This is a genomic window from Blastococcus sp. CT_GayMR16 (assembly GCF_004570875.1).
GTDB lineage: Bacteria > Actinomycetota > Actinomycetes > Mycobacteriales > Geodermatophilaceae > Blastococcus_B.
In genome coordinates, this window is sequence record NZ_SPQK01000020.1 from 15,812 (window position 1) to 39,979 (window position 24,168).

Sequence of the window (24,168 nt, forward strand, 5' to 3'; positions counted from 1 at the left end):
TCGGTCAGGAATAGTGTGGCCCACGACACCGCGGCAGCACAAGGTCGGCACGACGCGACCCGGAGGGACGGCGATGACGACGGAGAGCACCGCACGGCCGGGGCTCGCCCCGGACCCCGGGACGCTGGACCCGGCGGAGCGGATGGGCCTCGACGAGCTGCGCGCGGCCCAGCTGACCCGGCTGCAGTGGACACTCCGGCACGCCTACGACAACGTGCCGCACTACCGGCAGGCCTTCGACGCCGCCGGCGTCCACCCCGACGACTGCCGGGAGCTGGCCGACCTCGCGAAGTTCCCGACGACCGGCAAGGCGGACCTGCGGGAGAACTACCCCTTCGGCATGTTCGCCGTCCCCCAGGACCGGATCCGCCGGGTGCACGCCTCCTCCGGCACGACCGGGCGGCCGACCGTCGTCGGCTACACCGAGGGCGATCTGGACACCTGGGCCACGGTCGTGGCCCGGTCGATCCGGGCCGCGGGTGGCCGTCCGGGCGACGCGGTGCACGTCGCCTACGGGTACGGGCTGTTCACCGGCGGGCTCGGCGCCCACTACGGCGCGGAGAAGCTCGGCTGCACCGTCATCCCCATCTCCGGTGGCATGACCCCGCGCCAGGCGCAGCTGATCACCGACTTCCGGCCCCGGGTGATCATGGTGACGCCGTCCTACATGCTCGCCGTGATCGACGAGCTGGAGAAGCAGGGCGTCGACCCGCGGTCGACGTCGCTGGAGATCGGCATCTTCGGCGCCGAACCGTGGACCGACCAGATGCGCCAGGAGATCGAGGCGCGCCTCGGCATCGACGCGGTCGACATCTACGGGCTGTCGGAGGTCATGGGGCCGGGCGTGGCCCAGGAGTGCGTCGAGACCAAGGACGGCCTGCACATCTGGGAGGACCACTTCTACCCGGAGGTCGTCGACCCGCTGACCGGCGAGGTGCTGCCGGACGGCGAGCGGGGCGAACTGCTGTTCACCACGCTGACCAAGGAGGGCATGCCGGTCATCAGGTACCGCACCCGCGACCTGACCCGACTGCTCCCCGGCACCGCACGCCCGGGGATGCGCCGCATGGAGAAGGTCACCGGCCGCACCGACGACATGATCATCCTGCGCGGGGTGAACCTGTTCCCGACGCAGGTCGAGGAGGTCGTCCTGCGGACGCCGGGGCTGTCGCCGCACTTTCGCCTGGTACTGACCACCCGCGGCCGGCTCGACCACCTCACCGTCGAGGTGGAGGCACGCACCGACTGCGCCGACGACCGCCGGAGCAACGCGGCCGAGGAGGTGTCGGCCGCGGTCAAGGAGACCGTCGGGGTGAGCGTGGACGTCGTCGTCGTCGACCCCGAGACGCTGCCCCGCTCGGTGGGCAAGCTGCAGCGGCTGCTGGACCAGCGCGCCCGTGACTGAGCAGGCGGTCCGCCGCGGCCGCCCGGGCCACTCGCTGGAGTCGCTGCTCGCCGTCGCCGTCGCCGTGTTCAACGAGCGCGGGTACGAGGCGACGAGCATGGACGAGCTCGCCCTGCGGGCCGGGATCACCAAGTCGGCGATCTACCACCACGTGCCCGGCAAGGAGGAGCTGCTCCGGCTGGCCGTGGACCGGGCCCTCGACGGGCTGTTCTCGGTAACCCGGGAACCGGGCGCGACGACGGGCCCGGCGATCGACCGGCTGGAGCACGTCGTCCGCGGCTCGGTCCGGGTGCTGACCGCCGAGCTGCCATTCGTCACGCTGCTGCTCCGGGTGCGGGGCAACACCGACGTCGAGCGTGCCGCCGTGGCACGGCGGCGTGAGTTCGACCGTGTCGTCAGCGATCTGGTGCGGGCCGCCGAGCAGGAGGGCAGCGTGCGCCCCGACGTCGACCCGGCGGTGATCGGCCGGCTGCTGTTCGGCACCGTCAACTCCCTGACGGAGTGGTACCGCCCGGACGGGCCGCTGTCGTCCGACGACCTCGCGAACGCGCTGGTGGCGACCACGTTCGACGGCCTGCGGACCGGCTGACGGTGCGGCAGGGTGGTGCCGTGGACAGCTTCCGCCGTGACGGCCTCACCTTCGACGTCCGCGACGCCGGCCCTGCGGACGGCGAGCCCGTCGTCCTCCTGCACGGCTTTCCGCAGGACTCGGCCGCCTGGGACCTGGTGGCGCCGGCGCTGCACCAGGCGGGCCTGCGCACGCTCGCCCCGGACCAGCGCGGCTGCTCCCCCATGGCCCGGCCCCGCGGCCGCGGCCGGTACCGCCTGCGCGAGACGACCGCCGACGTCCTCGCGCTGATGGACGCCGCCGGGCTGGAGAGCGCCCACGTCGTGGGGCACGACTGGGGCGGCATCGTGGCCTGGGCGCTGGCCGCGTGGCACCCCGACCGGGTGCGGACGCTGACCGCGCTCTCGGTGCCGCACCCCGCGGCGATGGCGAAGGCCATGGTGACCAGCGACCAGGCGCTCCGGTCGTACTACATGTTCGCCTTCCAGCTCCCCTACCTGCCCGAACGGCTGCTGCTGTCCGGCGGGGGGACGCCGCTGCGCCGGATGCTGCGCAGCGGTGGCCTGTCCCGCGAGGCCGCCGCCCACTACGTCGCCCGGATGCACGAGCCGGGGGCGCTCAGCGCGGCCCTCGGCTGGTACCGCGCGCTGCCGATGAGCGGCCGCGACCGGGTGGGCGTTGTCCGCGTGCCCACGCTGCACATGTGGAGCACCGGCGACGCGTTCCTCGGCCGCGCCGGGATCGACGCCACGGCGCGCTTCGTCGACGCCCCCTACCGGCTCGAGGTCCTCGAGGACGTCTCGCACTGGATCCCCGAGCTGGCCGCGGACCGCGTCGCCGAGCTGGTCACCGCGCACGTCCGAACCGCCTGACCGCGCTTTCGTACCGAAAGCACCTCCTGAGTTGGTGCTTTCGGTACCGAAAGCACCTAGAGGGCGGCGAGGTAGTGCGGGAACAGCGTCGACCAGCCCTGCTGGTTGCGGTCGCGCCATGCCCCGCCCCGGGAACCGAGCCGCTCCCAGCCGGAGTGCTCGATCTCGACCCGGGTCGCCGACTCCCCCGCAGGGACGAAGCGGACGGCGACGTCCGTGGCGTCGGCCCGGTCGGCGCGCAGGAACCAGAGGTAGTCCAGGCGGTGCGGCGGCTCCCACACCGTGACCTCGCCCCAGTCGTGCTCGACGCCGTCCGCCGTCCGCTCGTAGATCCGCCCGCCGGGCCGGCCCTCGAGGGCGACGCGCAGATCCCGTTCCCCCGTGACCGTGTGGTCGGCCGGCCACCAGGTGCCGATGCCGGCCGTCCAGACGGTGAAGGCGTGCTCCACGGGGCAGGCGACCTCGAAGGAGAACCGGAGCGGCTCGGTCACGGCCGGCCCTCGGTGTTCTCCGCGACCAGCCGGAACCGCGCGGCGGCCTCGCCCCACACGCGCTCCAGGTAGGCCTGGACAGCGGTGAGCCCCTCCTCCTGAAGCCGGTAGATCCGCCGCGCCCCACGTGGCTCCTCGACGACGAGCCCGGCCTCCTTCAGCAGGCGGAGATGGCGGGAGACAGCCGGCCGGCTGACCGGCAGCCGCTCAGCGAGCTCCTGGACCGACCGGTCGCCCTCCCCGAGCAGACTCAGGATGGCCCGCCGGGTCGGGTCGCCGAGCGCCTCGAAGGGATCCCGTCCGGGGACCTCAGGCACCGGACTCGACGCGGCGCTTGAGCCCGGCGACGAACTGGTCGAACGACGGCTGGAGGTCGGGCATGCTGCGCCAGATCAGGCCGAGCAGCGGGCCGGTGTACTCCTCGCGCATGCGGACGACGGTGCCGTCGCCGTCCGGGGTCAGCGTGTAGGTGCGAACGCCCCGGAAGAGTCCGAGCGGCATGCCGCCGGTGAACTCCATCCGGTGCGGGGCCTCCACGGTGGTGACCTTCACGGGGAACGCCCGGCCGGGCGCGGCCGCGGAGCGGATCGTCACCTTCTCGCCGAGAGCGACGCGTCCCTCCACCCCGGTGACGCCGGAGTCCCACGACGACCATGCAGCGGCGTCGCCGAGCACGGTCCAGACCTCGTCCGGACTCGCGCCGATCGTCGCCGTCGACTCGTAGCACTTCACAAGAACCTCCCCGGGTGTGGTAACCGATCGGTTACGGTAACTCGGCGGTTACCATAGCCCGCCGTCCGTGAGAGGGGAACCCACGCGCGCCCTGAGCACCGGGCCGGCCACCGGCGGCCCGAACCAGGTGGTGAGCGCGTCCTCGAGCCCCGCTCCGGTCCCGTCTCCCACCCAGGCCACATGCCCGTCGGGTCGGATCAGTACGGCTGCGGGAGCGGGGACTGCACCGATCACCGGCAGCTCCCACGCGCCGTCGTAGGAGGCGTCCACCACCTGCACGCGATCCCGCCACGCCCCCACGTCGACGCTGCCCCGCTCCCCGAGGTTCAGCAGCACCGGGCGGGCAGGATGCAGGAGGGTGAACACCCGCAGCGGGCCGGCGGGGGTCACCAGATCGAGATCGGGCATGCGGCACCCGAGCAGCGGGTGTCCCGCACCGAGGTCGTAGCGGACGTCCAGGCCGGAGAGCAGTCCGGCGACGTGGCGGCGCGGCTCGTCCATGTCCATCAGCTCGGCCATCAGGTCGCGCACGGCCTCGATCCGCGGGTCGGGCCGCTGGAGGGCGCTCATCGCCATCGTCTGCCGCAACGCGCGGGCCCCGGCCGGGTGCCGCTCGGCGGAATAGGTGTCCAGGAGGCTGTCCGGTGAGACGCCCCTGACCACCTGGGCGAGCTTCCACCCCAGGTTCACCGCGTCCTGGATGCCGAGGCCGATCCCCTGCCCGCCCGAGGGGTGGTGGATGTGCGCGGCGTCGCCGGCCAGCAGCACCCGCCCGTCGCGATAGGTCGCTGCCTGCCGCGTGGCATCGGTGAACCTGGAGATCCAGGTGGGGCTGTGGATCCCGTAGTCGGTCCCGCAGGCGGCGACGAGGGCCTCGCTGAGGTCGCGCAGGGTCGGGTCGCTGTTCGGTCCGACGTGCGCTTCGGTCACCATGATCCCCACCGGCCCCCGGTCCGCGTAGACCACCTCGCCGTCGCAGATCACGTACTCCGTCCTGCCGAAGGCGAGGAGGCCGGCAGGAGTGCGGCGGGTGCCCAGTTCCGGCTCCTCGGCCACCTCGGCCTCGCCGATCAGGCTGCTCGTCGTCGCCTCCCAACCGGGGAACTCGATGCCGGCCGCCTTGCGGATGACACTGCGCCCGCCGTCGGCCCCGACGAGATACGCGGTCCGGATCGGCTCGCCGCCGGCCAGGTGGACGACGACACCGGCGTCGTCCTGGGCGAAGCCGATCACCTCTCCTCGGTGGATCGGCACCGACAGCTCGTCGACCCAGCCGGCCAGGATGCGTTCGATGTGTTTCTGCCACAGGCCGAGCGTGTACGGGTGGCGGGTCGGGAAGTCGCCGGCGTCCAGCATCCTGTTGCCGGTGCCTGCCGCCTGGGCCACCTGCCCCTCCGCGAGGAACCGATCAGCGATGCCCCGCTGGTCGAGGATCTCGATCGTGCGGGAGTGGAAGCCGCCGGCACGCGAGCCCACCAGTTCCCGGGTCGGCCGCCGCTCGACGATCGCGACATCGATCCCCGCCAGCGCCAGCTCAGCGGCCAGCATCAATCCGGTCGGCCCGCCTCCGGCAACGAGCACATCCACCATGTCGTCCCCCATGTCTCCCGTTCCGGCACGGCCGCGAAGTGTGGGGGACGACGGGGGCCTTGCCGCAAGCCCCCCTCCGCGCTATACGTTGAAGTGGCAGGGAGCGACGCTGGGTGCCGGGTTGACCGGTATCGCGTCATGGGTCCAGGACCTCGGTGGAGCGACATGGTCAGCGAGAGCCTCTACCGGCAGCTGGTACCGGAGGCGCCGCTGTACCGGCGCACCGACCGTGACCCGGTCAGCGACGAGTCGCGGGCGCGCTACGAGTCGCTGCGGTCGGCCGCCCCGCCCACGCCCGGGCTGACCGATCCCCGGCTGCACTCCACGTGGCAGGGGCAGATCGCGCAGATCCTGTTCGCGTTCCCCGCGTGGGCGGTCGAGGACCAGGAGTCCGCCACGGCGTACCGCTCGGTCATCGGCGCCCTGCGAGCGGGCACCGAGTTCGTGGTCGTGCACGCCGCCGGCGCCCGGGCCGCCGTCGAGGAGTGGTTCGACTCGGCCGGGCACGCCGACACCGTCACCTACGTGCCGTTGCCGGACTACGTCAGCTTCACCGACTGGGCCGAGGACGCCTACGTGGCGCTGGCCGACGCCATCGATGACACCCGGTACCTGATGGAGCCGTGGGAGTTCCAGCGCGCCGGCGACGCGCTCATCGCCGACGCCGTCGAGGAGCACACCGGCATCCGCGCCTCGCAGGCGCCGCTGATCTTCCAGGGCGGCAACTGCCTCATCGGGGACGACTTCTGGTTCCTCGGCACCGACTACTTCGCCGACAGCATCGTCCTGCTCCGCCGCGGCCGGTCACCGGTGGAGCTCCCCGACGGGGCCGACCTGTCCGCCGCCGTCCGTCGGTTGTTCCACGACTACGTCGAAGCGGGACGGCGGCTCGACCTCGTCGGTACCCGCAAGCCGATCGCCGTCCCGGACTTCCGGGGACGACGGGAAGGGGACCAGTACTTCCTGGACCTGCCTTCGGGCGGCACCGGCGCCTTCCAGCCGATCTTCCACATCGACATGTTCGTGACTCTGGTCGGGCGCGAGGAGGGCCGGTTCGTCGTCCTGGTGGGCGACCCGTCGCAGGCCGACGAGCTGCTGGGCTCGACCTCCCCGTACGACCTGCGCGAGGTGTACGACCAGATCGCCGCCACGCTCGCCGCGGCTGGCTTCGACGTGCGGCGCAACCCGCTCGTGCACCGGAGCACGGTGGCGCAGAGCCTGTCCCTGGCCGACCTGCGGGCGATCGCCGAACGGGAGAAGGACGCCGCCCTGACCCAGGCGGTGCGCGAGCTGTCGGCCGCCGGGGCGCAGGCAGACACGAACGTGACGGTCCGCGACTGGCACCACGTCACCTGGAACAACTGCCTGGTGGAGAACAGTGCGGCAGTCGGACGCCACGTCTACCTGCCGACCTTCGGCCACGGCCCCGAGAGCGACCTCGCCGTCGTCGACGACCACATGAGGCAGCTGTGGGCGGACCTCGGCTTCGAGGTCCACCTGCTCGCCGACTTCACCTCCTTCGCCCGCCGGCAGGGCGTCGTCCACTGCATCAAGAAGTACCTGCGTCGCGGCGACTGACCTGGTCAGCCGGCCGCCCGCGGAGCACAGTCACGCGTCATGAGTCTCGATCCGGTGGAGTCCAACCCCCAGCACTACGCGGTCGTCTTCGAGAACGACCGGGTGCGCGTCCTGGAGTACACCGACCGGCCCGGGGACCGGACGACGCCGCACGAGCACCCCGACAGCGTGATGCACACGCTGAGCGCGTTCCGGAGACGGCTGCACTCCGGGGACGCGCACCGGGACGTCGAGATGCCGGCCGGCCTCACCGGCTGGCTGCCGGCGCAGCAGCACGCCGGCGAGAACATCGGCGACACCCCGACCCACGTGCTCTTCGTCGAGCTCAAGGAAGGGTCAGCGACAGGCGGGGCGATGGTCAGCTTGGGCCCCGAATGACCGACGACGCCCCCGGTCTGCCGACGAATCTCGGCGCACCGGCGACCCGCGCGCTCCGGGCAGCCGGGTACACCGACCTGGCGGGGCTGGCCGATGTGCCCGCCGCCGAGCTGGTGCGGTTGCACGGCGTGGGTCCGAAGGCGCTGGGCCGTCTGCAGGAGGCGCTGCAGGCGGCGGGACTGTCGCTCGGCTGACCGACCTCAGAGGTCGAAGGCCGTGGGGTGGCGCGCCTCGTAGAGACCGAGTCGCCCGCCGCCGGGCAGGCGGATGGTCGTCAGCCGTCCCCACCCCTGGTCGCTGACCGGCCCGTCGAAGGTCACCCCGCGCGCGCTGAACTCCGTCACGCTCTCGTCGACGTCGTCGCACACGAGGTAGAGCTCCACGGCACCCGAGGTGTCCGCCGGGTGCACCGCGACCTCGCCCGGTGGCAGCTGGAGGATCGTCCAGCCGCCGCCGGCATCGGCCGTGGGAAGGGGCAGCAGGTCCTGCAGGAAGGCGCGGTCGGCCTCCGCGTCGGTGCTGTACAGGATGACGTGCGCGCCCCGGATCATCCGCCCAACCTAGGGCCGGCACGGTGACCGGTCGCACCGGTTGCCCGTCACCGCTCCGGGTAGCGGCTGCTCATGGCTGAATTCACCAGCGACCACCTCCGCGGGATGACGGTCGCCGTCACCGGCGCCAGCGGAAACCTCGGGACGGCGCTGCTCCGGCGGCTGACCGCACCTGATGCCGGGGTGGCCGAGGTCCGCGGGCTGGCCCGCCGGCAACCTCCGGACGTCGCGCCCTACTCCGGCGTCCGGTGGCACCTGGCCGACCTCGGCGGGCCGCGCAGCGAGGACACGCTCGCCGAGTTCATGGACGGCGTCGACGCCGTCGTCCATCTCGCCTGGGCGCTGCAGCCCGGCCGTCAGCCCGACGACCTGCGGCGGGTCAACGTCGAGGGCACCCGCCGCGTGATGCGCGCCGCCGGGGTCGCCGGGGTGCGCCACGTCGTGCACATGTCCTCGATCGGCGCCTACGCGCCGGGGGCGGTCGGGCAGCGCGTGGCGGAGGACTGGCCGACGACCGGCATCCCTAGCGCGCAGTACAGCCGGGACAAGTCCGAGGCCGAGCGCGTCGTCCGCGAGGTGTCGGCCCGGCACCCCGAGATGACGGTGAGCGTCGTCCGGCCGACGCTGGTCCTCCAGCCCGACGCCGGCAGCGAGATCGGCCGCTACTTCCTCGGGCCGCTGGTGTTCGGCGCCGCCCGGATGCTGCCAGGTGCGGTGGCCCGGCTGCTCCCCCTGCCGCTCCCCCGGCTGGCGGTCTCGTTCGTGCACGCCGACGACGTCGCCGACGCCGTGGTGCGGATGCTCGACCGCCGCGCTCCTGGTCCGTTCAACCTCGCGGCCGAACCCCTGTTGGACGGCAACGGCCTGGCCCGCGCCCTGGGAACGGTGCGGATCCCCGTTCCCGCGCTCGCCGTCCGGACGTCGGTGCAGGCGGCGTTCGCCGCGCACGTCATCCCGACGGAGCCGGGGTGGGTGGACATCGGCACCCGGGTCCCGGCGCTCAACACGAGCCGCGCCCGGAAGCTCCTGGACTGGGCGCCGGTGCATCGCGGGGACGAGGTGCTGCGGGACTTCGTCGCCGCCCTCGGCCGCGGGGAGGGAGCGCCCGGCCCGCTGCTGCGGCCGGCCGGCCGCCCGGCTCCTTGAACCACCCGGGCCGGCGCCCGCGCGTCCTGAAGGGGGGCTTTCAGGGACACCCAACTCCCGAGGTGACGGGGGTGCATGAGTTGCGCATGCTGGAACCATCCTGCGGATGACGACACCGATCGGTCTGGAAGCGCAGCGACCCAACCCCGCACTCGAACCGCTGGCGCCGCTACTGGGCGAATGGCGCACGACCGGGACGCATCCGCTGGTGCCAGGAACGACCTTCCATGGCCGTACATCGTTCGCATGGCACCAGGGCGGTGCCTTCGTATTGATGCGCTCCGAGATCGATGAGCCGGAGATCCCCAGCGGCGTAGCGGTGATCGGCTCCGATGACGCCGCCGGCACCTTCACGATGATCTACTTCGATGAACGCGACATCTCTCGCCGATACACCGTCGAGGTCGGCGACGGCGAGGTGTCGTGGCACCGCGACGAGGCGGGGTTCGCCCAGCGGATGGTCCTCACCGTCGCCGGCGACGGCAGCCGACTCGACGCCAAGGGGACCATGTCGCACGAGGGGGGCCCGTGGGAGGACGACCTACGGCTGACCTACGAGCGCATCGACTCATAAGGCGACCCAGCGTGTCCGCTGGTTCTGGCCGGCTCGCCCCCGGGTGCTTCGAGCCGCGCCTGGAGGGCCGCGGGGGTCACTACCTCGACCTGGCGGGACGGGTCGGGTCGGACCAGCTGGTGGTGTCGGCACCGGTGCGATCGCCGTTCCGCGCCAGCGGCGCCTCGCCCACCTCGAGCGTCTGCCACGGTTCTCCCACCCACGGCTGCCGGCTGTACTCCAGACGCAGTCGACCCGGCCGCGCGTCGATCAGTTCACCGAACACGGTCGCGAACACCTGACCGTCCCGCTCGTGGCGGACCACCAGCGCGGCCGGATCGTCTCTCGGGGGTCCGTCCTGGACGAGCCGGCGCCAGCCGTCCGGGTAGGCGGACTCCTCGAAGGCTCTGAGGAAGGTCTCCGCCTTGCGGTTCTCCGGCCCACCGGAGGTCAGCATGGAGGTTCCCTCCGGGTGCTCCGTCGTCCGGAGCTCCCGGCCGTCGAAGTCCCACGTGGTGACGCGCTGCGGCGTCGCCAGGAGCAATGCGAAGCTCGCCATGCCGCCGAGGTCGAGGTGATCGAGCCACTCCGCGCCGTGCGCCACCGCCAGAAGCGGGAGCACTCCCCTGCTCGGCGCGCCGGCATCGGCGTCCTGCTTCAGCGGCCGGTTGACCACCAGCGCGGTTGCGCCCGTGCTGATCCGCGAGGCGCACCACGTGCCGCCCGCGATTCGGTCACGGCCGCCGACGACGTCCGGGAACTCGGGCCACCACGTGCCGGGATCATCGAAGTCCCGCGTCGTCAGCTCGTCGCGCAACGCCAGGATCTGGGGTGGCCGTCCCACAGACCAGCGGACGACGACGGTGCACACCTCCACATGATCGCCGTCAGCCGGGTGCGGCGCTCAGCGGTCAGACGTCAGCCGCGGCGCTGCCCAGGAGAGTGCGCGTCATGGCGTTGCGCGTGTCCAGGAGTTCGTCGAGTGCGACGGCGAGGTCGCCGGCCGACACCGCGAGGGCTTCGGCGCCAGGTGTACGGCTCGCGGCGAGGAGTGCGGCCCGTCTCAGCAGCTCCTTGAGGAACGACGCGGTGACACCCTCGGTCCGGGCGATGACGTCGTCCAGACCTGAGGTATCGACCGGCAGCGTGCCGCGGTAGAGCTCGAACAGCGCGCGGCGAGCGTCCGCGTCGGGCAGCCCGAGAGCGACCGCCTGGTCGACGCGGCCGGGTCGGGCGGCCAGTGCCGGCTCGAGCAGGTCGGCCCGGTTGGTGGTCAGCACGAAGACCACGTCGGCGTCGTCGGCGAGGCCGTCCATCTCGTTGAGCAGCTGGAACAGCAGCGGATGCTGCCCGGGGTGCATCCCACGATCGTCGGCGATGAGATCGACGTCCTCGATCACCAGCATCGCCGGCTGCAGGGCTCGGGCGACCGAGCATGCCTCGGCGATCAGGTGCATCGCGTTGCCGGTGAGCTGTAGGACCGTGGTGCCCGCGAGGCTGCTGGTCAGGTACCGGATGGTGTGCGTCTTGCCGGTCCCCGGCGGCCCGTAGAGCAGCAGCCCGCGCTTGAGGTGCTGGCCGGCCGCGAGCAGCCGCTCCTTGTGGCTGGCCACCTCGACGACCTGCCGCTGCAACGAGGCGAGGGTCTCCGGCGGCAGGATGAGCTGCGCGGCAGTGAGGGTGGGCCGACGGTGGAACTGCAGCAGTGTCTGCCCGTGCCCGAAGACCTCCTGCCCGAAGGACAGCACCTGCCCGCGGAAGACGTTGTGCTCGACGGACGCCGCCCGGATCTCCGCGGCTGCCCTGGCCCCAGCCTGGGAATCGGTGCTGACGATCTGCACGGACACCTGCTCGATACCGAACTCCGGTGAGGCGCCGCGCAGCAGCAGAGTCGTCCGCACGTCCCCCTCACGCACCAGGTAGATCCCGCATCGCTGGCACGGGCGGACCTCGCCGTCCGGCCCGCACGCCAGGTTGACGGTGGCGGGGTTGCCCGGCTGCAGCCCCATCACGTCGTGCCGTCCCTCGCCGCCGGAGAACAGGTCGCCCAGGCGGAACATGGCGTGCTGGAAGTTCGTGACACCGACGAGTTCCCAGCTGCGGCGCGCGTCGGTCAGCCAGGCGTCCAGTCCGGCCTGCACGTTGACGTGGTCGTAGCTCGGCCAGGTCTCCTCGACCACGTCGAAGGCGGTGGCCCCGGGACCGAGGTGTTCGCCCAGGATCCGCGAGAGCCGCGGTCGGTCGGCGGCGCGTGCGGCGCCGACCACCGCACGCAGGCCGCGACGGGCCAGCCGGCCGACGTCGGCGAGTTCTGGTCGCAGTGCCCCGTCGGAGGAGGGCGGGCTGACCGGCACCGGGCCGTAGGAGGCCCATCCGCGCTCTTCGACCACCGCTGCCCTCCCGGTCCGTGGGAGCGGACAGTAGCCGGAACGAGCGGGTTCAGCTACCGGTATTCAGTCGGTCCTGCTGGACCAGGCCGTGACGTCGCGGCCGGTCTGCGCGAAGACGTCGGCGGCCCGCTCGGGGCGTAGCGCCACGAACAAGCCCTCCGCCTCGGCGAGCGTCGTCCCTGGGTCGTCCTCGGCCACGAGCCGGGCGGTTGCCGTCGTCCGCCGCCCCTCCGTGGTCCCCATCTCCGCGGTCGCGAGCAGGGGGACGCCGAGGCGCACCGGACGCCGGTAGGTGACGGTGATCGTGGCGGTCAGGCCGCCGCGGCCGGCCGCCCGGATTGCCCGGGCGAGCACGTGGTCGAGCAGGGTCGCGACGACGCCGCCGTGCACCAGACCCGGCGGGCCCTCGTGGGCCTTGCCGAGGGTGACCCGGCCGGTCGCCCGGCCGTCCGGAGTGTCGGTGGCGACCATCGGGGGTGCGACCGGGTTGCCCGGGCCGTAGACCGGGCTGTACCAGCGCTCACCGATCTCCGGGTCGTCCACGGAGGCGATCTCGTGCAGCTCCCGGCTCTGCCTGCGGAGCCGGCCCGTGACCTCCCGCGCCAGGAGGGCGGCCTCGGCCAGCTCGGGGATCGGCACCTCGGTGCGGACGGCGGCGTCGACGAGTTCCCGCAGCGCAGCACCGAGCTCGCCCACCGCGGCCCGGCGCTCGTCGCGGGCTTCAGCCACGGGGCATGCCGGCTTCGCGCAGCAGCGCGCCGCCGACGATCACCCGCTGCACCTCGCTGGTGCCCTCGTAGAGCCGGAACAGCCGGGCGTCGCGGTAGAAGCGCTCCACCGGCGTCGTCCTCAGGTAGCCCATGCCGCCGTGGATCTGGACGGCGGAGTCCGTCGCCCGGCCGACCATCTCGGTGCAGAAGAGCTTCGCCGACGAGGGGCCGACGGAGGTGTCCGCACCGGTGTCGTAGGCGGCCGCGACCTCGCGGACCATGGCGCGCCCGGCCAGCAGCCCGGCGTGCATGTCGGCGAGCATCCCCTGGACCAGCTGGAACCGGCCGATGGGCGCACCGCCCTGCTTGGCGGTGGCGGCGTAGGCGACCGACTCGTCGAGCACCCGCTGCGCCATGCCGACGCACAGCGCCGCGATGTGCAGCCGGCCGCGGGAGAGCACGGTGAGCGCCTTGGCGTACCCGCGACCCTCCTCGCCGATGAGCGCCTCGGCGGGCACCCGCACGTCGTCGAAGAAGACCTCCGCGGTCCAGGCCCCGGATTGCCCCATCTTCTTGTCCTTGGGGCCGACGGTCACGCCCGCCGTCGACGTCTCGACGACGAAACTGGAGATCCCGCGGCCGCCGCGCTCGTCGGGGTTGCTCCGGGCGAACACGACGAAGAGGTCGGCGATCGGCGCGTTGGTGATGTAGCGCTTGCTGCCGTTGATCACCCATTCGTCGCGGTCGCGGCGTGCGCTGGTGCGCAGGCCGGCGGGGTCGGAGCCGGCCTCGGCCTCGGTGAGGGCGAAGGAGCCGATGAGCTCGCCGGCTGCCAGGCGGGGCAGGTACGCCTTCTTCTGCTCCTCGGTGCCGAACTTGGCGATCACCTGCCCTGCGATGCCGTTGTTGGTGCCGAAGAGCGAGCGGAACGCCGGCGTGGTGTAGCCGAACTCGAACGCCAGCTGCACGTCCTCGCTCATGGTCACGCCGAGGCCGCCGTACTCCTCCGGCAGCGCGTACCCGAACAGGCCCATCTCGGCGGCCTGCGCACGCAGCTCGTCGGGGATGCGGTCCTCGTCCTCGATCTGCTCCTCGCGGGGGATGACCGATTCACGGACCAGAGCCCGGACCGCGTCCCTGATCTGGCGGAAGTCTTCAGCGTCCACGCCGCCATGGTGACGCGTGCGCCCGCGGGCCGCTCCCGCGGGGCTTCCCGGTAGTGGCGGCCTCTGCAAACTTAACGGAGTCAAACGATTGCTCTCCGTTGTCAAAGCGCGTCCGCCCGGTTTAGCCTCGTTACGCGGTCCCCCGAGTACCGGGTGTCCGGCCCGACGATCGACCGGAGGCGCAGTGCCGCCACTCAACGTCGCCCTCGTCCCGGGCCCCGACCAGGTCGTGGTCCGGCTGACCGGGGACGCGGACATGTCCACCGTTCCCCTGCTGTCCGATGCCCTGACCCAGGGCGCTGGTCTGGGCACCCGGCAGGTCGTCGTCGACATCGCCGGGGCCTCCTTCTGGGACTGCTCGGGACTGCACGCGCTCGCCACGTTCACCGGCGAGCTGGCCGCGGCCGGGCGCTCGTGCCGGATCGTCGGGGCCCTCGCCGCCACCCGGCGGCTGATCGGCCTGGCCGACCTCACCGGCCGGCTGGTTCTGGACGGGCCTCTGCCGGCACGTCCGACGTCGCCCCCCGCCCCGGTTCGGCGGGCAGTACCGGCCCGCCGTCCGGTGAGCGGGCACCCCGTCCCCGTGCGCGGCGCGCAGTCGCCCGTCGCAGCCGGACGATTCGCGCGCCGCGACTGACGATCAGGCGAGGGCATCCAGGCGGGCGATGTCCTCGGCGGACAGCGTGATGCCGGCGGCGCCCATGTTCTCCGTGAGGTGCTCCACGGACTTGGTGCCGGGGATGGGCAGCACGACCGGCGACTTCTGCAGCAGCCACGCCAGCGCCACCTGGGACGGCGTCGCGCCCAGCTCGCCGGCGATGTCGGCCACCGGGCTGTCGGGTGCGGCGAGGTCACCCGTGGCGATCGGGAACCACGGGATGAACGCGATGTTCTCGGCCGTGGCGTAGTCGAGCACGTCCTGGCTCTGCCGGTTGGTCAGGTTGTAGAGGTTCTGCACGCTGACGACGTCCACGATCTCCCGCGCCGCCGCCAGCTCCTCGACCGACACCTCCGAGACACCGATGTGCCGGACCTTGCCCTGGTCCTGCAGGTCCTTGAAAGCGCCCAGCTGGTCGGCCAGCGGCACGGCGGGGTCGATGCGGTGCAGCTGGATGAGGTCGATCCGGTCCACCTTCAGGTGCCGCAGCGAGAGCTCCACCTGCTGGGTCAGGTAGGCCGGGTGGCCGACCACCGTCCAGACGCCCGGGCCCTGCCGGGTGAAGCCGGCCTTCGAGCCGATGACGAGGTTCTCCGGGTAGGGGTGCAGCGCCTCGGCGATGATCTGCTCGCTGACGAGCGGCCCGTAGGAGTCGGCGGTGTCGATGAAGTCGACGCCCTGCTCCACCGCTGCCCGGACAACGCGCAGCGCGCCGTCCCGGTCGGCGGGCTCACCCCAGACGCCGGGGCCGGGCAGCTGCATCGCGCCGTAGCCGAGCCGATGGATGGGCAGGTCGCCGCCGATGGAGAACGTGTCGCTCAGTTGTGCAGTGGTCATGTCTGGGGCCAGCACGGCACACCGCGCGGGTGTTCCCGGCACCGTGTTCGATGGCGGGATGGGCGAGGTTCTCGGTGGGCGGGTCGGGGAGATCATCGTGGTGCGGCACGGGCAGACCGAGTGGAGCCGCAGCGGCCAGCACACCGGCCTGACCGACCTGCCACTGCTCCCCGATGGAGAGGCCGACGGACGGCGCCTCGGACCCGTCCTCGCGGAGCGGCACATCACACACGCCTTCGTCAGCCCGCTCACCCGAGCCCGGCGGACGGCGGAGCTGGCCGGGCTCATGGACGGCGCGGTCGACACCTCCCTCGACCCGGACCTCGTCGAGGTCGACTACGGGGCCTACGAGGGCCGGACGACGAAGGACATCAGCGCGGAACTGGGCAGGCAGTGGTCCCTGTGGGCCGACGGAACCGCCCCCGGCGACACCCCCGGGGAGAGCCTCGACCAGGTGGCCCAGCGGGTCGACCGCGTCCTGGACAAGGTCCGGCCACTGCTGCCCGACGGCGACGTCGCGCTGGTGGCGCACGGGCACGTGCTGCGCATCCTCACCGCCCGGTGGCTCCGTCTGGGCCCGGAGGCCGGCGCCCTCTTCCCCCTCGCGACCGGCCGCTTCGGCGTCCTGGGCCACGAGCACGACCGGCCCGCACTGACCGGCTGGAACACCGGCTGCTCCTGAGCTACGTCGTCAGTGCCCGCGCCGGCGTGACCGGCTGCCATCTGCCTTCGGGCTCCTCGACCGGCGGCTGCGGGCGCACGGGCCGGCCGAACAGCCAGCCCTGACCCAGGTCGGCGCCGAGCGCGGTCACCTCGTCGGCGAGCCGCTCGGTCTCCACGCCCTCGGCCACGACGACGGCGCCGAGCTGGTGGGCGAGATCGGTGACCGCCTTCAGGACGGTGCGCGCCCCGTCGTCCGGGAGCTCCTGCACCAGTCGCTTGTCGAGCTTCACGACATCGGGGCGGACGGCCGCGAGCAGCGACAGGCTCGACCAGCCGGCGCCGACGTCGTCCAGGGCGACCCGCCAGCCCAGCGTGCGGTAGTGGTCGAGGATGGAGACCAGGTGACCGCGGTCGGCGATCGCGTGCGACTCGACCACCTCGAACACCAGCTGTGCGGGCTCGATCCCCGTCTCGTGCACCACCCGCTCTGTGCTGGCCAGGCAGACCTGCGGCCGGTAGATCGAGGTCGGGTTGAAGTTGACGAACAGGTCGTCGTCCCCGAGCCAGGGCACCGCGCCGGTGATCGCGGACTCGCGGCCGATCCGGTCGAGCCGGTGCAGCCAGCCGGCCTGCTCGGCAACGAAGAACAGGTCACCGCCCCCGACCTCGCGGCCGTCGACGACGCCGCGCAGCAGGGCCTCGTGGGCGGCGACGGAACGGTCGGCGAGGGACACGATCGGCTGGTAGACCGACCAGAACTCCGCCTCGGCGAGGACGCCCACCTCCACGGTCACCCCGCGGCGGGCCAGCTCGACGGCGAGCGTGGGTGCCGTCAGCAGTCGCGCGGTGAGCGCGGCCCCCTCGCCGGGTGGATCGGTGACCACCCGGAGTGCCTCGGTCTCGGCGGCGGTGAGCTCACGGGCCAGGATCTGGAAGAGCCGGTCCAGTCGGCGCCCGCCGCGGTCGTCGAGGATGTCCAGCAGCTGAGGGGACGAGTAGACCGTCAGCCCCATCGCCTTCGCGATCCGGGACACGCTCGGCAGGACGTGCCCGATCGAGGTGGCCACCAGCGCCCGGGTCGCGGGACCCGGGATCTCCCAGTTCTGGCGGCAGCCGCACACCCCGCCACACATCGTTCCCACACCCGCAGGATGACTGACCGTTTTCCCGCCGGCGCACAGGCGCGCGGCGGCCCGGAGGGTCTTCCGGATTGACACTCACAGGTTACTCGTAGGCGAAGTTCTGGAACGTTCTTATCTTTAGTGTCTAAGGTCTGCCCCATGTCCGTGCTCACGCCGACCGAGATCCCCCGCCCGAGCCGCGGAGGGCGACCCCGCGATCCCAGCCGCGACGGGGTCATCCGGGCCGCCATCCTGCGCCTGCTGGCCGACGTTGGATACGGCGCGCTCACGATGGACGCCGTGGCGTCGGAGGCCGGCGTCGGCAAGGCGACGATCTACCGCCGCTGGCGCACCAAGCAGGACCTCGTCGTCGACACGATCTCCGACCTGAACCGCGCCGAGGCGACGCCGGAGGACACCGGCTCCCTCGAGGGCGACCTGCGGGCGATCCTGCGGTCGCTGGTCGCCGTCATCACGGGACCGACCGGCGCCGCCACCCTGTCCCTGCTGTCGACGGTGCCGCACCAGCCGGCGCTGGCGCAGGCCTTCCGGAACGGCCCGCTGGGCGTCTGGCGCCACGCCTTCGACCAGATCTGGGCCCGCGCCGAGGGCCGCGGCGAGATCGGGCCGGGCATCGCCGGCTCCGTTCTTGCGGAGACCACCAGCGCACTGCTCGTGCAGCGCTGGCTGCTGACCGGGGACACGGTGGACGAGGCGTACGCCGACGAGGTGCTCGAGACGGTGATCCTTCCGCTGGTCCGCGCGTCCAGCGTGGCTGTCTGATCCGGCGCGGCTACCAGCCGAGCGTGCCCGGCTCCCCCTTGAACGGTCCGACGACCTCGTCGGTGATCCAGCCGCCGTAGAACCCGCCCGCCTGCGGCCGCGCCGTCTCCCCGTCGACGAGCGCGCGGTCGACCTTGCCCGGATAGAACGCGACCGCGCCCCGCAGGTGCTCGAAGCCGGGGCTCGGGTCCTCGTAGGACCAGGCGGCCTGGGGCACGCGCGTCCCGTCGACGACGACATCCCAGTAGGTGGCGGCGCCCTTCCACTCGCACCACGAACCGCCCCCGGCGCGCTCGAGCACGCCGTCGGCGACGTCCTCACGGGGGACGTAGTACACGGGCGGGTGGCTGGTCTCGCAGACGCGGACGGCACGGACGCTGTCGGCGAGCACACGGCCGCCGAACTCGACGACGATGCGCCGGGCGGTCACGTCGGCCGAGGGCGGCCGCGGGTAGTCCCAGACCGACTCCTGGCCCGGGCCCACCGGGTCGCGGCGCACGTCAGTCGTTGCGGTGCCGGATCTTCTGGACGACGGCGAAGGTGATCAGCAGGCCGACCGCACCCACGGTCGCCATCCCGGCCGGGGTCTGCAGGAAGCGCTGGACGGCGTCCCTGCCCTTGGCCTTCAGGCGCGTCGGGCTCGTCCGGTAGGTCAGCTGGTCCAGGGTGGCGGCCAGCGACTCGCGGGCGGCGTCGATCTCGAGCTGGATCTGTCGTGGGTCGCGAGGCACGGCGACAGCCTGCCAGACGATCCGCAGGCGGGCTCACCCGCGAACCCCAGGGACACCCGGGAGGGCTACTTCTAGACTTCGGGACCGAGCGGGAGTGGTGTAACGGCAGCCACGCCAGACTTAGGATCTGGTGCCTTCGGGCGTGGGGGTTCGAGTCCCCCCTCCCGCACAACAGTGAATCCCCAGCACCGTCCGGTGCGGCAGGCTGCGGGCTCGTGGGCGCGGAGTACGAGCTCGAGCCGCTGCGGACGGCCACCGCGGCTGGTCGATGAGTTCCGGGCCTGCGTGCGGTCAGAACCACCAGGACCTGCCGGGGAACTGACGCGCCCGTACGCGAAGGAGACGCATGGCCAAGCTGATCTACTCGATGATCACCTCGCTGGACGGCTACGCCGAGGCGGCGGAGGGCGACCTCGGCACCGGGGCCGAGGACGAAGAGGTGCACACCTTCATCGGTGACGTGTTCCGGTCGGTCGGCACGTTCCTCTACGGCCGCCGGATGTACGAGACGATGGTCTTCTGGGAGACCGCGCACACCGAGCCCGACGCGCCTCCGCACATCCTGCAGTACGCCCGGGACTGGCAGGCCGCCGAGAAGGTCGTCTACTCCACGACGCTGGAGTCGGCGTCCAGCGCGAAGACCAGGATCGAGCGGACGTTCGACCCGGACGCGGTGCGCACGCTCAAGGCCGAGGCTGACCACGACCTCAGCATCGACGGCCCGAACCTCGCCGCCCAGGCGATCGCCGCGGGCCTGGTGGACGAGTACCACCTCTTCATGACGACCAGCGTGGTCGGTGGCGGCAAGCGGTTCTTCCCCGACGGCGTCCGCCTCGATCTGGAGCTGGTCGAGGAGCGCGCCTTCGACACCGGTCTGATCTACGCCCGCTACCGAACCCGCTGAGCCGGCAGCTCCGACACCGTCGCTCCCTTCCCGGATCAGCCGAGCTGCTCCATGGCCTCGGCCCGGAACTGGGCGAGGAACTGGTCGCGGGTGATGCCCCGCCGCTCGGCCTCCCGGTCGCACAGCATGGCGATGACCAGCGACGACTGGCGGACGACGTCGGCGCGCGTGTCGTCGTCCAGGCCGCTGAGCACCTTCGTCCAGCCGGCCCAGTCGCCCTCTCCGGCGGCCTCCGCCATCTCCAGCACCAGGCCGAACCGGCGCAGCGACTCCAGGTTGGCCATCCGGCACTCCCTCGCTCGTCCGGTCGCCCGGTGCGCCCGATCGCCCTGACGGTATCGACGTCGTGCCGGCTCCCCGGCCGAGGCCCTACGGTGCCGCAATGATCGACAGCGACCCCCCGTGGGAACCGCCCCTGGCCGGCACCGAGTCCGAGCATCTCGTCGGGGCGCTCGACCGCCTCCGCACGACCTTCCGGTGGAAGGCCGACGACCTGGACGCGGCGGGGTTGCAGACCCGCATCGGCGCCTCGTCGCTGACGCTCGGCGGCCTGCTCAAGCATCTGGCGTTCGTGGAGGACTACCTCTTCACCACCAAGCTGACAGGGCAGCCGGTCGGGGCCCCGTGGGATTTCTCCGAGTGGGACGGCGACGACTGGCCGCTCACCTCCGCGGCCCAGGACACCCCCGAGCAGCTGTACGCGTTCTGGGACGACGCCGTCGCGCGGTCCCGCGAGCGCCTGACCTCGGCGCTGGCCGACGGCGGACTCGACCAGCTCGTCCACGTCTCGTCGCCGGACGGCCGCCATGCCAGCCTCCGCCGGCTCGTCTGCGACCTCATCGAGGAGTACGGCCGGCACACCGGGCGGGCATGCCGATCTGCTCCGCGAGGCCGTGGACGGCCGTGTCGGGGAGGACCCCCCGGCCGACTGGCGCCTCGCGCCGAGGTCCACGCCCGGCCTCTCCTGAGCGTCAGGCCAGGCGGACCCGCAGGTCCAGCTCGACCGACGGAGTTCCCGGGTCGTCACCGTCCACGACGGCCAGCAGGTGCACCTCGTCCGGGCGGAGCCTGCTGAGGGCGAGCCCCTCGACCTTGTGCACGTGGCCGTCCACCTGTGGGATCGGCGCGACGTCGACGACGCTGTCGCCGTCCACGAGGACGAGCGCGGAGGCAACAACGGGACCGTCGTCGACGGCGTTGGGGGTGTCCTCGGCAGCTGCGCTGAGCAGCATCCGACCATCGGGCAGCGTGATCGCGTCGGTCACGGCGAGACCGACACCCCCGACCGAACCGAGGTCGTAGCCGCGGGGGTGCCGGACCTGCACCGAGCCGCCACCGGTCCGGTGAATCGCGGCGGCGACGAGCTCCTCCAGCGAGAGGTCCACGCTCGCGGAGCGCACTCCCGCGGCCAGGTTGCCGCGGTTGAACCACCGCACGGTCCCGTCGTGACGGGCGGCGCCCTCGAGATTGAGGTGCTCCAGGGGCAGGCCGAGCCGCTGCGCGACCCGTTCGTAGAGGCGATCGAGGTCGGCGGCCTGCGCGACGGGCCGGCCGTCGCTGAGCTGCACGAGCACGCCGCGCATCCGCCGGCTCGTGGAGCCCGATCCGAGCAGCAGGACCGCCGGCTCCCCGTCCACCTCGACCGGACAGGCCACCTCCAGATCCGGCTTGAGGCGCTTCGTCCCGCGCGCCTCGCTGAACGTGTCGTGTCCCTCCACCGGCGGCAGGACCCGCACCGGCGTGATCTCGGCGGCACGGCGCCACGCGGCGAACGTGGCGTCGTCCTGACAGATGAGCCAGCCGTCGCCCAGCGGTGCGATGCCGGACGCCGCGGTCACCGGCGTCCCGTCGGAAAAACGCAGCGACCGGACGTCGTCCACGGAGACCAGCACCGGCCCACTGTGCGCGCTCCTCCGCCGGACCGCTCCGGGCCGTCGGCGCCCGCGTCCAGGTCCGGGGCCGGACGGGGAGCCCTTGCGCGTCCTCGGCCTTCCGAGCAGCCTGCGCCGATGGGCGTCTACACCGAGCACCTCCGGCCACGACTGCACAACCTCGCCCTGAACGGTCGCGCCACCGGCGAGGTACGCGACCGCGTCTGCGCCGGCCTGAGCGGCGACGTCCTCGAGATCGGCTACGGCTCGGGACTCAACCAACCGCACCTGCCGACGGCGGTGACCGGCGTGTGGGCGATCGAGCCGTCCGCGACCGCCCTCCGGCTGAGCGAGGAGCGTCGGAGCGCCTCGGAGATCCCGGTGGTCGTGGCCGGTGACGACGCGCAGTCGCTCCCCTTTCCCGACGACCGTTTCGACGCCGCGCTGTGCACGTGGGTGCTCTGCGGCATCCCCGACGCGGGTGCCGCGCTGGCGGAGGTGGCCCGCGTCCTGAAGCCGGGCGCGTCGCTGCACTTCGTCGAGCACGGCCTGGCGCCGGACCCCACCGTCGTCCGGTGGCAGCGCCGCACCAACTCGATCAACCGGGCGATCGCCGGTTGCATCCTGGACAACGACGTCCGTTCCCTGCTGGGCGCCTCGCCGCTCACGGTGACCGAACTGAGCCAGCAGTACGAGAAGGGCGCGCCGAAGTCCCAGGGCTCCATGTACGAGGGGCGCGCCGCGGCCTGACGGTCACCCTTCGGGGTGGGACCGCCGCCGCTCGCCTCGGGAGCGGAACCCGACCGGCCGAAGTCCTAGGCATGACCAGCTCTGCTTCGTCGGCCACCTGGCTGCCCGCGGCCGTCGCCCGCGCCGCCGTGGTCTCCCCTGCCCCCGCCCACGCCGTGCCCACGACCGGCCGCCACCGCGCGCCCGACATGCCCGGCCCGTTCACCTTCGCAACCCCGCGCGACCTCGTCCGCAGGGGGCGGCACAGCGAGGCGAAGTGGAGCGGTGAGCTGCACGACCCGCGCCGCGACGAGGTCGACGCCTTCGACTGGCTGGGCTTCGGGCAGAACTGAGCGTCAGCCGGCCCGAAGGACCTCGGCGAGCACCGGCACCAGCGCGGCGAATGCCTGGCCGCGGTGACTGCGCGCGTCCTTCTCCTCCGGCGTCAGCTCCGCCGAGGTGACGTCGAGTCCCTCCGGCACGAACACCGGGTCGTAGCCGAACCCGTTGGCGCCGCGCTTCCCGCGGATCACGCTGCCCCGCCACTGCCGCGCGAGGACCCGCTCGGTGCCGTCGGGGGTCACGAGCGCGGCCGCGCAGACGAACGCCGCACCCCGGCGTTCGTCGGGCACGTCGGCGATCTGCCCCAGCAGCAGCGCGGTGTTCGCCTCGTCGTCCCCGTGCCGGCCCGACCACCGGGCCGAGAGCACCCCGGGCATCCCGTTGAGCGCGTCGACGGTCAGACCGGAGTCGTCGGCCACGGCGGGCAGACCCGTGTGGCGCACCGCCTCGCGCGCCTTCAGCAGGGCGTTCTCCTCGAACGTCGCGCCGGTCTCGGGCGCCTCCGGGTACTCGTCGACGTCGCGCAGGCCGATGACCTGCACCCCGGGGACGGCGGACTCCAGCAGCCGCTGCAGCTCCGCGAGCTTGCCCGCGTTGCGGGTGGCCAGGAGCAGGGTGCTCATCGAGCCAGCGCTTCGGCCTGCAGCCGGGTCAGCTCGGCGCAGCCGGCGACCGCGAGGTCCAGCAGCTCGTCGAGGGTCTTCCGGTCGAACACCGCGCCCTCCGCGGTGCCCTGGACCTCGACGAAGTTCCCGTCGCCGGTGCACACGACGTTCATGTCGGTGCCGGCGCGCACGTCCTCCTCGTAGGCGAGGTCCAGCCGGGGCTCGCCGTCGATCACCCCGACGCTGACAGCCGCGACCGACTGGCCGATCGCGTGGGGCTTGGCCAGCTTCTTGCGGTCGCCCAGCCACGAGACGGCGTCGGCGAGGGCCACGTAGGCGCCCGTGATGGCTGCGGTCCGGGTGCCGCCGTCGGCCTGCAGGACGTCGCAGTCGATGGCGATGCTGTTCTCGCCGAGAGCGGCCAGGTCGATCGAGGCGCGCAGCGAGCGGCCGATCAACCGGCTGATCTCATGGGTGCGGCCGCCGATGCGGCCCTTCACCGACTCGCGGTCACTCCGGGTGTGGGTGGCCCGCGGGAGCATCGCGTACTCCGCGGTCACCCAGCCCAGGCCCGAGCCCTTGCGCCAGCGCGGCACGCCCTCGGTCACGCTGGCCGCGCACAGCACGCGCGTGCGGCCGAACTCGACGAGCACGGACCCCTCGGCGTGGTCGAGCCAGGAGCGGGTGATGGTCACGGGGCGGAGCTGGTCGGCTGTACGGCCGTCGGGGCGGGTCACGAGATCCGAGGGTAGTTGCGGGCCCGGGCCGGCCTTCCGTGCGTCCCGGGACGACGG

Annotated in this window: 32 protein-coding genes and 1 tRNA gene; 16 read left to right on the top strand and 17 right to left on the bottom strand. The window is 72.7% G+C overall.

Annotation, left to right across the window (positions count from 1 at the left end):
- Positions 1-73: 73 nt before the first annotated feature.
- From paaK to E4P38_RS18260, 3 genes are read left to right on the top strand one after another with little or no spacing between them, the layout of a single operon-like run.
- Complete coding sequence (paaK, locus tag E4P38_RS18250) at positions 74-1,405, top strand: phenylacetate--CoA ligase PaaK (RefSeq protein WP_135133385.1); 1,332 nt, start codon at positions 74-76, stop codon at positions 1,403-1,405.
- On the top strand, positions 1,398-1,994 hold the full coding sequence (locus E4P38_RS18255) for a TetR/AcrR family transcriptional regulator (protein ID WP_135133386.1): 597 nt from the start codon (positions 1,398-1,400) through the stop codon (positions 1,992-1,994). The genes paaK and E4P38_RS18255 overlap by 8 nt, the downstream gene beginning before the upstream one ends.
- Before the next feature lie 20 nt (positions 1,995-2,014).
- Complete coding sequence (locus E4P38_RS18260) at positions 2,015-2,845, top strand: alpha/beta fold hydrolase (RefSeq protein WP_135133387.1); 831 nt, start codon at positions 2,015-2,017, stop codon at positions 2,843-2,845.
- Positions 2,846-2,901: 56 nt separating this feature from the next.
- Here E4P38_RS18260 and E4P38_RS18265 read toward each other — a convergent pair whose 3' ends face one another.
- From E4P38_RS18265 to E4P38_RS18280, 4 genes are read right to left on the bottom strand one after another with little or no spacing between them, the layout of a single operon-like run.
- Positions 2,902-3,336, bottom strand: a complete 435-nt coding sequence (locus tag E4P38_RS18265; protein WP_167760616.1) for an SRPBCC domain-containing protein — start codon at positions 3,334-3,336, stop codon at positions 2,902-2,904.
- Entirely contained in the window at positions 3,333-3,653 is a 321-nt protein-coding gene (locus E4P38_RS18270; protein ID WP_135133389.1) for a metalloregulator ArsR/SmtB family transcription factor, read from the bottom strand. Before E4P38_RS18270 ends, E4P38_RS18265 begins: the two co-directional genes overlap by 4 nt.
- Positions 3,646-4,068 carry an SRPBCC domain-containing protein gene (locus E4P38_RS18275; RefSeq protein ID WP_135133390.1) on the bottom strand — a complete coding sequence of 141 codons (423 nt, stop codon included), beginning with the start codon at positions 4,066-4,068 and terminating at the stop codon, positions 3,646-3,648. The genes E4P38_RS18270 and E4P38_RS18275 overlap by 8 nt, the downstream gene beginning before the upstream one ends.
- A gap of 48 nt (positions 4,069-4,116) precedes the next feature.
- A complete protein-coding gene (locus E4P38_RS18280; RefSeq protein ID WP_209309181.1) occupies positions 4,117-5,670 on the bottom strand; it encodes an FAD-dependent monooxygenase in 1,554 nt (517 codons plus the stop codon).
- Between the two features lie 153 nt (positions 5,671-5,823).
- Between E4P38_RS18280 and E4P38_RS18285 the strand changes: the two genes are divergently transcribed.
- From E4P38_RS18285 to E4P38_RS18295, 3 genes are read left to right on the top strand one after another with little or no spacing between them, the layout of a single operon-like run.
- Positions 5,824-7,236 carry a hypothetical protein gene (locus E4P38_RS18285; protein ID WP_135133391.1) on the top strand — a complete coding sequence of 471 codons (1,413 nt, stop codon included), beginning with the start codon at positions 5,824-5,826 and terminating at the stop codon, positions 7,234-7,236.
- Positions 7,237-7,275: 39 nt separating this feature from the next.
- Complete coding sequence (locus tag E4P38_RS18290; RefSeq protein WP_135133392.1) at positions 7,276-7,614, top strand: cytoplasmic protein; 339 nt, start codon at positions 7,276-7,278, stop codon at positions 7,612-7,614.
- A complete protein-coding gene (locus tag E4P38_RS18295) occupies positions 7,611-7,808 on the top strand; it encodes a helix-hairpin-helix domain-containing protein (protein ID WP_135133393.1) in 198 nt (65 codons plus the stop codon). The genes E4P38_RS18290 and E4P38_RS18295 overlap by 4 nt, the downstream gene beginning before the upstream one ends.
- A gap of 6 nt (positions 7,809-7,814) precedes the next feature.
- Here the strand turns inward: E4P38_RS18295 and E4P38_RS18300 are convergent, their stop codons facing one another.
- On the bottom strand, positions 7,815-8,165 hold the full coding sequence (locus E4P38_RS18300; protein ID WP_135133394.1) for an extradiol dioxygenase: 351 nt from the start codon (positions 8,163-8,165) through the stop codon (positions 7,815-7,817).
- Between the two features lie 72 nt (positions 8,166-8,237).
- On the opposite strand from E4P38_RS18300, the gene E4P38_RS18305 reads away from it, so the two are divergent.
- Together E4P38_RS18305 and E4P38_RS18310 are read left to right on the top strand one after the other, a co-directional pair.
- Positions 8,238-9,311 carry an NAD-dependent epimerase/dehydratase family protein gene (locus E4P38_RS18305; RefSeq protein ID WP_135133395.1) on the top strand — a complete coding sequence of 358 codons (1,074 nt, stop codon included), beginning with the start codon at positions 8,238-8,240 and terminating at the stop codon, positions 9,309-9,311.
- A gap of 106 nt (positions 9,312-9,417) precedes the next feature.
- The gene (locus tag E4P38_RS18310) at positions 9,418-9,885 is read left to right on the top strand and encodes a hypothetical protein (protein ID WP_135133396.1); all 468 of its coding nucleotides are present in this window, start codon (positions 9,418-9,420) and stop codon (positions 9,883-9,885) included.
- A 79-nt stretch (positions 9,886-9,964) separates the two neighbouring features.
- Here E4P38_RS18310 and E4P38_RS18315 read toward each other — a convergent pair whose 3' ends face one another.
- The 4 genes from E4P38_RS18315 to E4P38_RS18330 form a co-directional block, all read right to left on the bottom strand.
- Complete coding sequence (locus E4P38_RS18315; protein WP_135133397.1) at positions 9,965-10,735, bottom strand: NRDE family protein; 771 nt, start codon at positions 10,733-10,735, stop codon at positions 9,965-9,967.
- A 40-nt stretch (positions 10,736-10,775) separates the two neighbouring features.
- The gene (locus tag E4P38_RS18320) at positions 10,776-12,254 is read right to left on the bottom strand and encodes an ATP-binding protein (protein ID WP_135133398.1); all 1,479 of its coding nucleotides are present in this window, start codon (positions 12,252-12,254) and stop codon (positions 10,776-10,778) included.
- A 63-nt stretch (positions 12,255-12,317) separates the two neighbouring features.
- Positions 12,318-12,983, bottom strand: a complete 666-nt coding sequence (locus E4P38_RS18325) for a PaaI family thioesterase (protein ID WP_135133399.1) — start codon at positions 12,981-12,983, stop codon at positions 12,318-12,320.
- Positions 12,976-14,130: an acyl-CoA dehydrogenase family protein gene (locus E4P38_RS18330; RefSeq protein WP_135133400.1), complete on the bottom strand. Its 1,155-nt coding sequence runs from the start codon at positions 14,128-14,130 to the stop codon at positions 12,976-12,978. Before E4P38_RS18330 ends, E4P38_RS18325 begins: the two co-directional genes overlap by 8 nt.
- Positions 14,131-14,314: 184 nt before the next feature.
- Between E4P38_RS18330 and E4P38_RS18335 the strand changes: the two genes are divergently transcribed.
- Positions 14,315-14,767 (top strand): STAS domain-containing protein, encoded by a 453-nt coding sequence (locus tag E4P38_RS18335; protein WP_135133401.1) that lies wholly within the window; start codon positions 14,315-14,317, stop codon positions 14,765-14,767.
- 3 nt (positions 14,768-14,770) lie between these two features.
- On the opposite strand, the gene E4P38_RS18340 is transcribed toward E4P38_RS18335, so the two are convergent.
- Positions 14,771-15,625: an aldo/keto reductase gene (locus E4P38_RS18340; RefSeq protein ID WP_135133402.1), complete on the bottom strand. Its 855-nt coding sequence runs from the start codon at positions 15,623-15,625 to the stop codon at positions 14,771-14,773.
- 58 nt (positions 15,626-15,683) lie between these two features.
- Between E4P38_RS18340 and E4P38_RS18345 the strand changes: the two genes are divergently transcribed.
- Positions 15,684-16,307 carry a histidine phosphatase family protein gene (locus E4P38_RS18345; RefSeq protein WP_135133403.1) on the top strand — a complete coding sequence of 208 codons (624 nt, stop codon included), beginning with the start codon at positions 15,684-15,686 and terminating at the stop codon, positions 16,305-16,307.
- Between the two features lies 1 nt (position 16,308).
- Here the strand turns inward: E4P38_RS18345 and E4P38_RS18350 are convergent, their stop codons facing one another.
- The gene (locus E4P38_RS18350) at positions 16,309-17,421 is read right to left on the bottom strand and encodes an EAL domain-containing protein (RefSeq protein ID WP_167760619.1); all 1,113 of its coding nucleotides are present in this window, start codon (positions 17,419-17,421) and stop codon (positions 16,309-16,311) included.
- A 147-nt stretch (positions 17,422-17,568) separates the two neighbouring features.
- Between E4P38_RS18350 and E4P38_RS18355 the strand changes: the two genes are divergently transcribed.
- On the top strand, positions 17,569-18,192 hold the full coding sequence (locus E4P38_RS18355; RefSeq protein ID WP_135133405.1) for a TetR/AcrR family transcriptional regulator: 624 nt from the start codon (positions 17,569-17,571) through the stop codon (positions 18,190-18,192).
- A 10-nt stretch (positions 18,193-18,202) separates the two neighbouring features.
- Here E4P38_RS18355 and E4P38_RS18360 read toward each other — a convergent pair whose 3' ends face one another.
- A complete protein-coding gene (locus E4P38_RS18360; protein WP_135133406.1) occupies positions 18,203-18,691 on the bottom strand; it encodes a DUF427 domain-containing protein in 489 nt (162 codons plus the stop codon).
- Position 18,692: 1 nt separating this feature from the next.
- Positions 18,693-18,923 carry a DUF3618 domain-containing protein gene (locus E4P38_RS18365; RefSeq protein ID WP_135133407.1) on the bottom strand — a complete coding sequence of 77 codons (231 nt, stop codon included), beginning with the start codon at positions 18,921-18,923 and terminating at the stop codon, positions 18,693-18,695.
- Positions 18,924-19,011: 88 nt separating this feature from the next.
- On the opposite strand from E4P38_RS18365, the gene E4P38_RS18370 reads away from it, so the two are divergent.
- Together E4P38_RS18370 and E4P38_RS18375 are read left to right on the top strand one after the other, a co-directional pair.
- A tRNA-Leu gene (locus E4P38_RS18370) sits at positions 19,012-19,092 on the top strand.
- Between the two features lie 177 nt (positions 19,093-19,269).
- Entirely contained in the window at positions 19,270-19,827 is a 558-nt protein-coding gene (locus E4P38_RS18375) for a dihydrofolate reductase family protein (protein WP_135133408.1), read from the top strand.
- Between the two features lie 35 nt (positions 19,828-19,862).
- Here the strand turns inward: E4P38_RS18375 and E4P38_RS18380 are convergent, their stop codons facing one another.
- On the bottom strand, positions 19,863-20,111 hold the full coding sequence (locus tag E4P38_RS18380) for a hypothetical protein (protein ID WP_135133409.1): 249 nt from the start codon (positions 20,109-20,111) through the stop codon (positions 19,863-19,865).
- A gap of 98 nt (positions 20,112-20,209) precedes the next feature.
- Here E4P38_RS18380 and E4P38_RS18385 point away from each other — a divergent pair, with 98 nt between their 5' ends.
- Entirely contained in the window at positions 20,210-20,902 is a 693-nt protein-coding gene (locus E4P38_RS18385; protein ID WP_209309182.1) for a DUF664 domain-containing protein, read from the top strand.
- On the opposite strand, the gene E4P38_RS18390 is transcribed toward E4P38_RS18385, so the two are convergent.
- Positions 20,799-21,719 (bottom strand): hypothetical protein, encoded by a 921-nt coding sequence (locus E4P38_RS18390; RefSeq protein ID WP_135133410.1) that lies wholly within the window; start codon positions 21,717-21,719, stop codon positions 20,799-20,801. The two genes, E4P38_RS18385 and E4P38_RS18390, sit on opposite strands and share 104 nt — an antisense overlap.
- Before the next feature lie 117 nt (positions 21,720-21,836).
- Between E4P38_RS18390 and E4P38_RS18395 the strand changes: the two genes are divergently transcribed.
- The gene (locus E4P38_RS18395) at positions 21,837-22,448 is read left to right on the top strand and encodes a class I SAM-dependent methyltransferase (RefSeq protein ID WP_135133411.1); all 612 of its coding nucleotides are present in this window, start codon (positions 21,837-21,839) and stop codon (positions 22,446-22,448) included.
- 71 nt (positions 22,449-22,519) lie between these two features.
- Positions 22,520-22,780 carry a hypothetical protein gene (locus E4P38_RS18400; protein ID WP_135133412.1) on the top strand — a complete coding sequence of 87 codons (261 nt, stop codon included), beginning with the start codon at positions 22,520-22,522 and terminating at the stop codon, positions 22,778-22,780.
- A gap of 3 nt (positions 22,781-22,783) precedes the next feature.
- On the opposite strand, the gene rdgB is transcribed toward E4P38_RS18400, so the two are convergent.
- A complete protein-coding gene (gene rdgB / locus E4P38_RS18405) occupies positions 22,784-23,392 on the bottom strand; it encodes an RdgB/HAM1 family non-canonical purine NTP pyrophosphatase (protein WP_135133413.1) in 609 nt (202 codons plus the stop codon).
- Positions 23,389-24,111, bottom strand: a complete 723-nt coding sequence (gene rph / locus E4P38_RS18410) for a ribonuclease PH (RefSeq protein WP_135133414.1) — start codon at positions 24,109-24,111, stop codon at positions 23,389-23,391. Before rph ends, rdgB begins: the two co-directional genes overlap by 4 nt.
- Positions 24,112-24,168 lie beyond the last annotated feature (57 nt).

Bases quoted from the DNA above. Each gene is read 5' to 3' on its own strand.
- paaK (WP_135133385.1), top strand. From the start codon at position 74: ATGACGACGGAGAGCACCGCACGGCCGGGGCTCGCCCCGGACCCCGGG.
- E4P38_RS18280 (WP_209309181.1), bottom strand. From the start codon at position 5,670: ATGGGGGACGACATGGTGGATGTGCTCGTTGCCGGAGGCGGGCCGACC.
- E4P38_RS18285 (WP_135133391.1), top strand. From the start codon at position 5,824: ATGGTCAGCGAGAGCCTCTACCGGCAGCTGGTACCGGAGGCGCCGCTG.
- E4P38_RS18290 (WP_135133392.1), top strand. From the start codon at position 7,276: ATGAGTCTCGATCCGGTGGAGTCCAACCCCCAGCACTACGCGGTCGTC.
- E4P38_RS18295 (WP_135133393.1), top strand. From the start codon at position 7,611: ATGACCGACGACGCCCCCGGTCTGCCGACGAATCTCGGCGCACCGGCG.
- E4P38_RS18300 (WP_135133394.1), bottom strand. From the start codon at position 8,165: ATGATCCGGGGCGCGCACGTCATCCTGTACAGCACCGACGCGGAGGCC.
- E4P38_RS18305 (WP_135133395.1), top strand. From the start codon at position 8,238: ATGGCTGAATTCACCAGCGACCACCTCCGCGGGATGACGGTCGCCGTC.
- E4P38_RS18310 (WP_135133396.1), top strand. From the start codon at position 9,418: ATGACGACACCGATCGGTCTGGAAGCGCAGCGACCCAACCCCGCACTC.
- E4P38_RS18340 (WP_135133402.1), bottom strand. From the start codon at position 15,625: ATGACCACTGCACAACTGAGCGACACGTTCTCCATCGGCGGCGACCTG.
- E4P38_RS18345 (WP_135133403.1), top strand. From the start codon at position 15,684: ATGGGCGAGGTTCTCGGTGGGCGGGTCGGGGAGATCATCGTGGTGCGG.
- E4P38_RS18350 (WP_167760619.1), bottom strand. From the start codon at position 17,421: ATGTGTGGCGGGGTGTGCGGCTGCCGCCAGAACTGGGAGATCCCGGGT.
- E4P38_RS18355 (WP_135133405.1), top strand. From the start codon at position 17,569: ATGTCCGTGCTCACGCCGACCGAGATCCCCCGCCCGAGCCGCGGAGGG.
- E4P38_RS18375 (WP_135133408.1), top strand. From the start codon at position 19,270: ATGGCCAAGCTGATCTACTCGATGATCACCTCGCTGGACGGCTACGCC.
- E4P38_RS18380 (WP_135133409.1), bottom strand. From the start codon at position 20,111: ATGGCCAACCTGGAGTCGCTGCGCCGGTTCGGCCTGGTGCTGGAGATG.
- E4P38_RS18385 (WP_209309182.1), top strand. From the start codon at position 20,210: ATGATCGACAGCGACCCCCCGTGGGAACCGCCCCTGGCCGGCACCGAG.
- E4P38_RS18395 (WP_135133411.1), top strand. From the start codon at position 21,837: ATGGGCGTCTACACCGAGCACCTCCGGCCACGACTGCACAACCTCGCC.
- E4P38_RS18400 (WP_135133412.1), top strand. From the start codon at position 22,520: ATGACCAGCTCTGCTTCGTCGGCCACCTGGCTGCCCGCGGCCGTCGCC.
- rdgB (WP_135133413.1), bottom strand. From the start codon at position 23,392: ATGAGCACCCTGCTCCTGGCCACCCGCAACGCGGGCAAGCTCGCGGAG.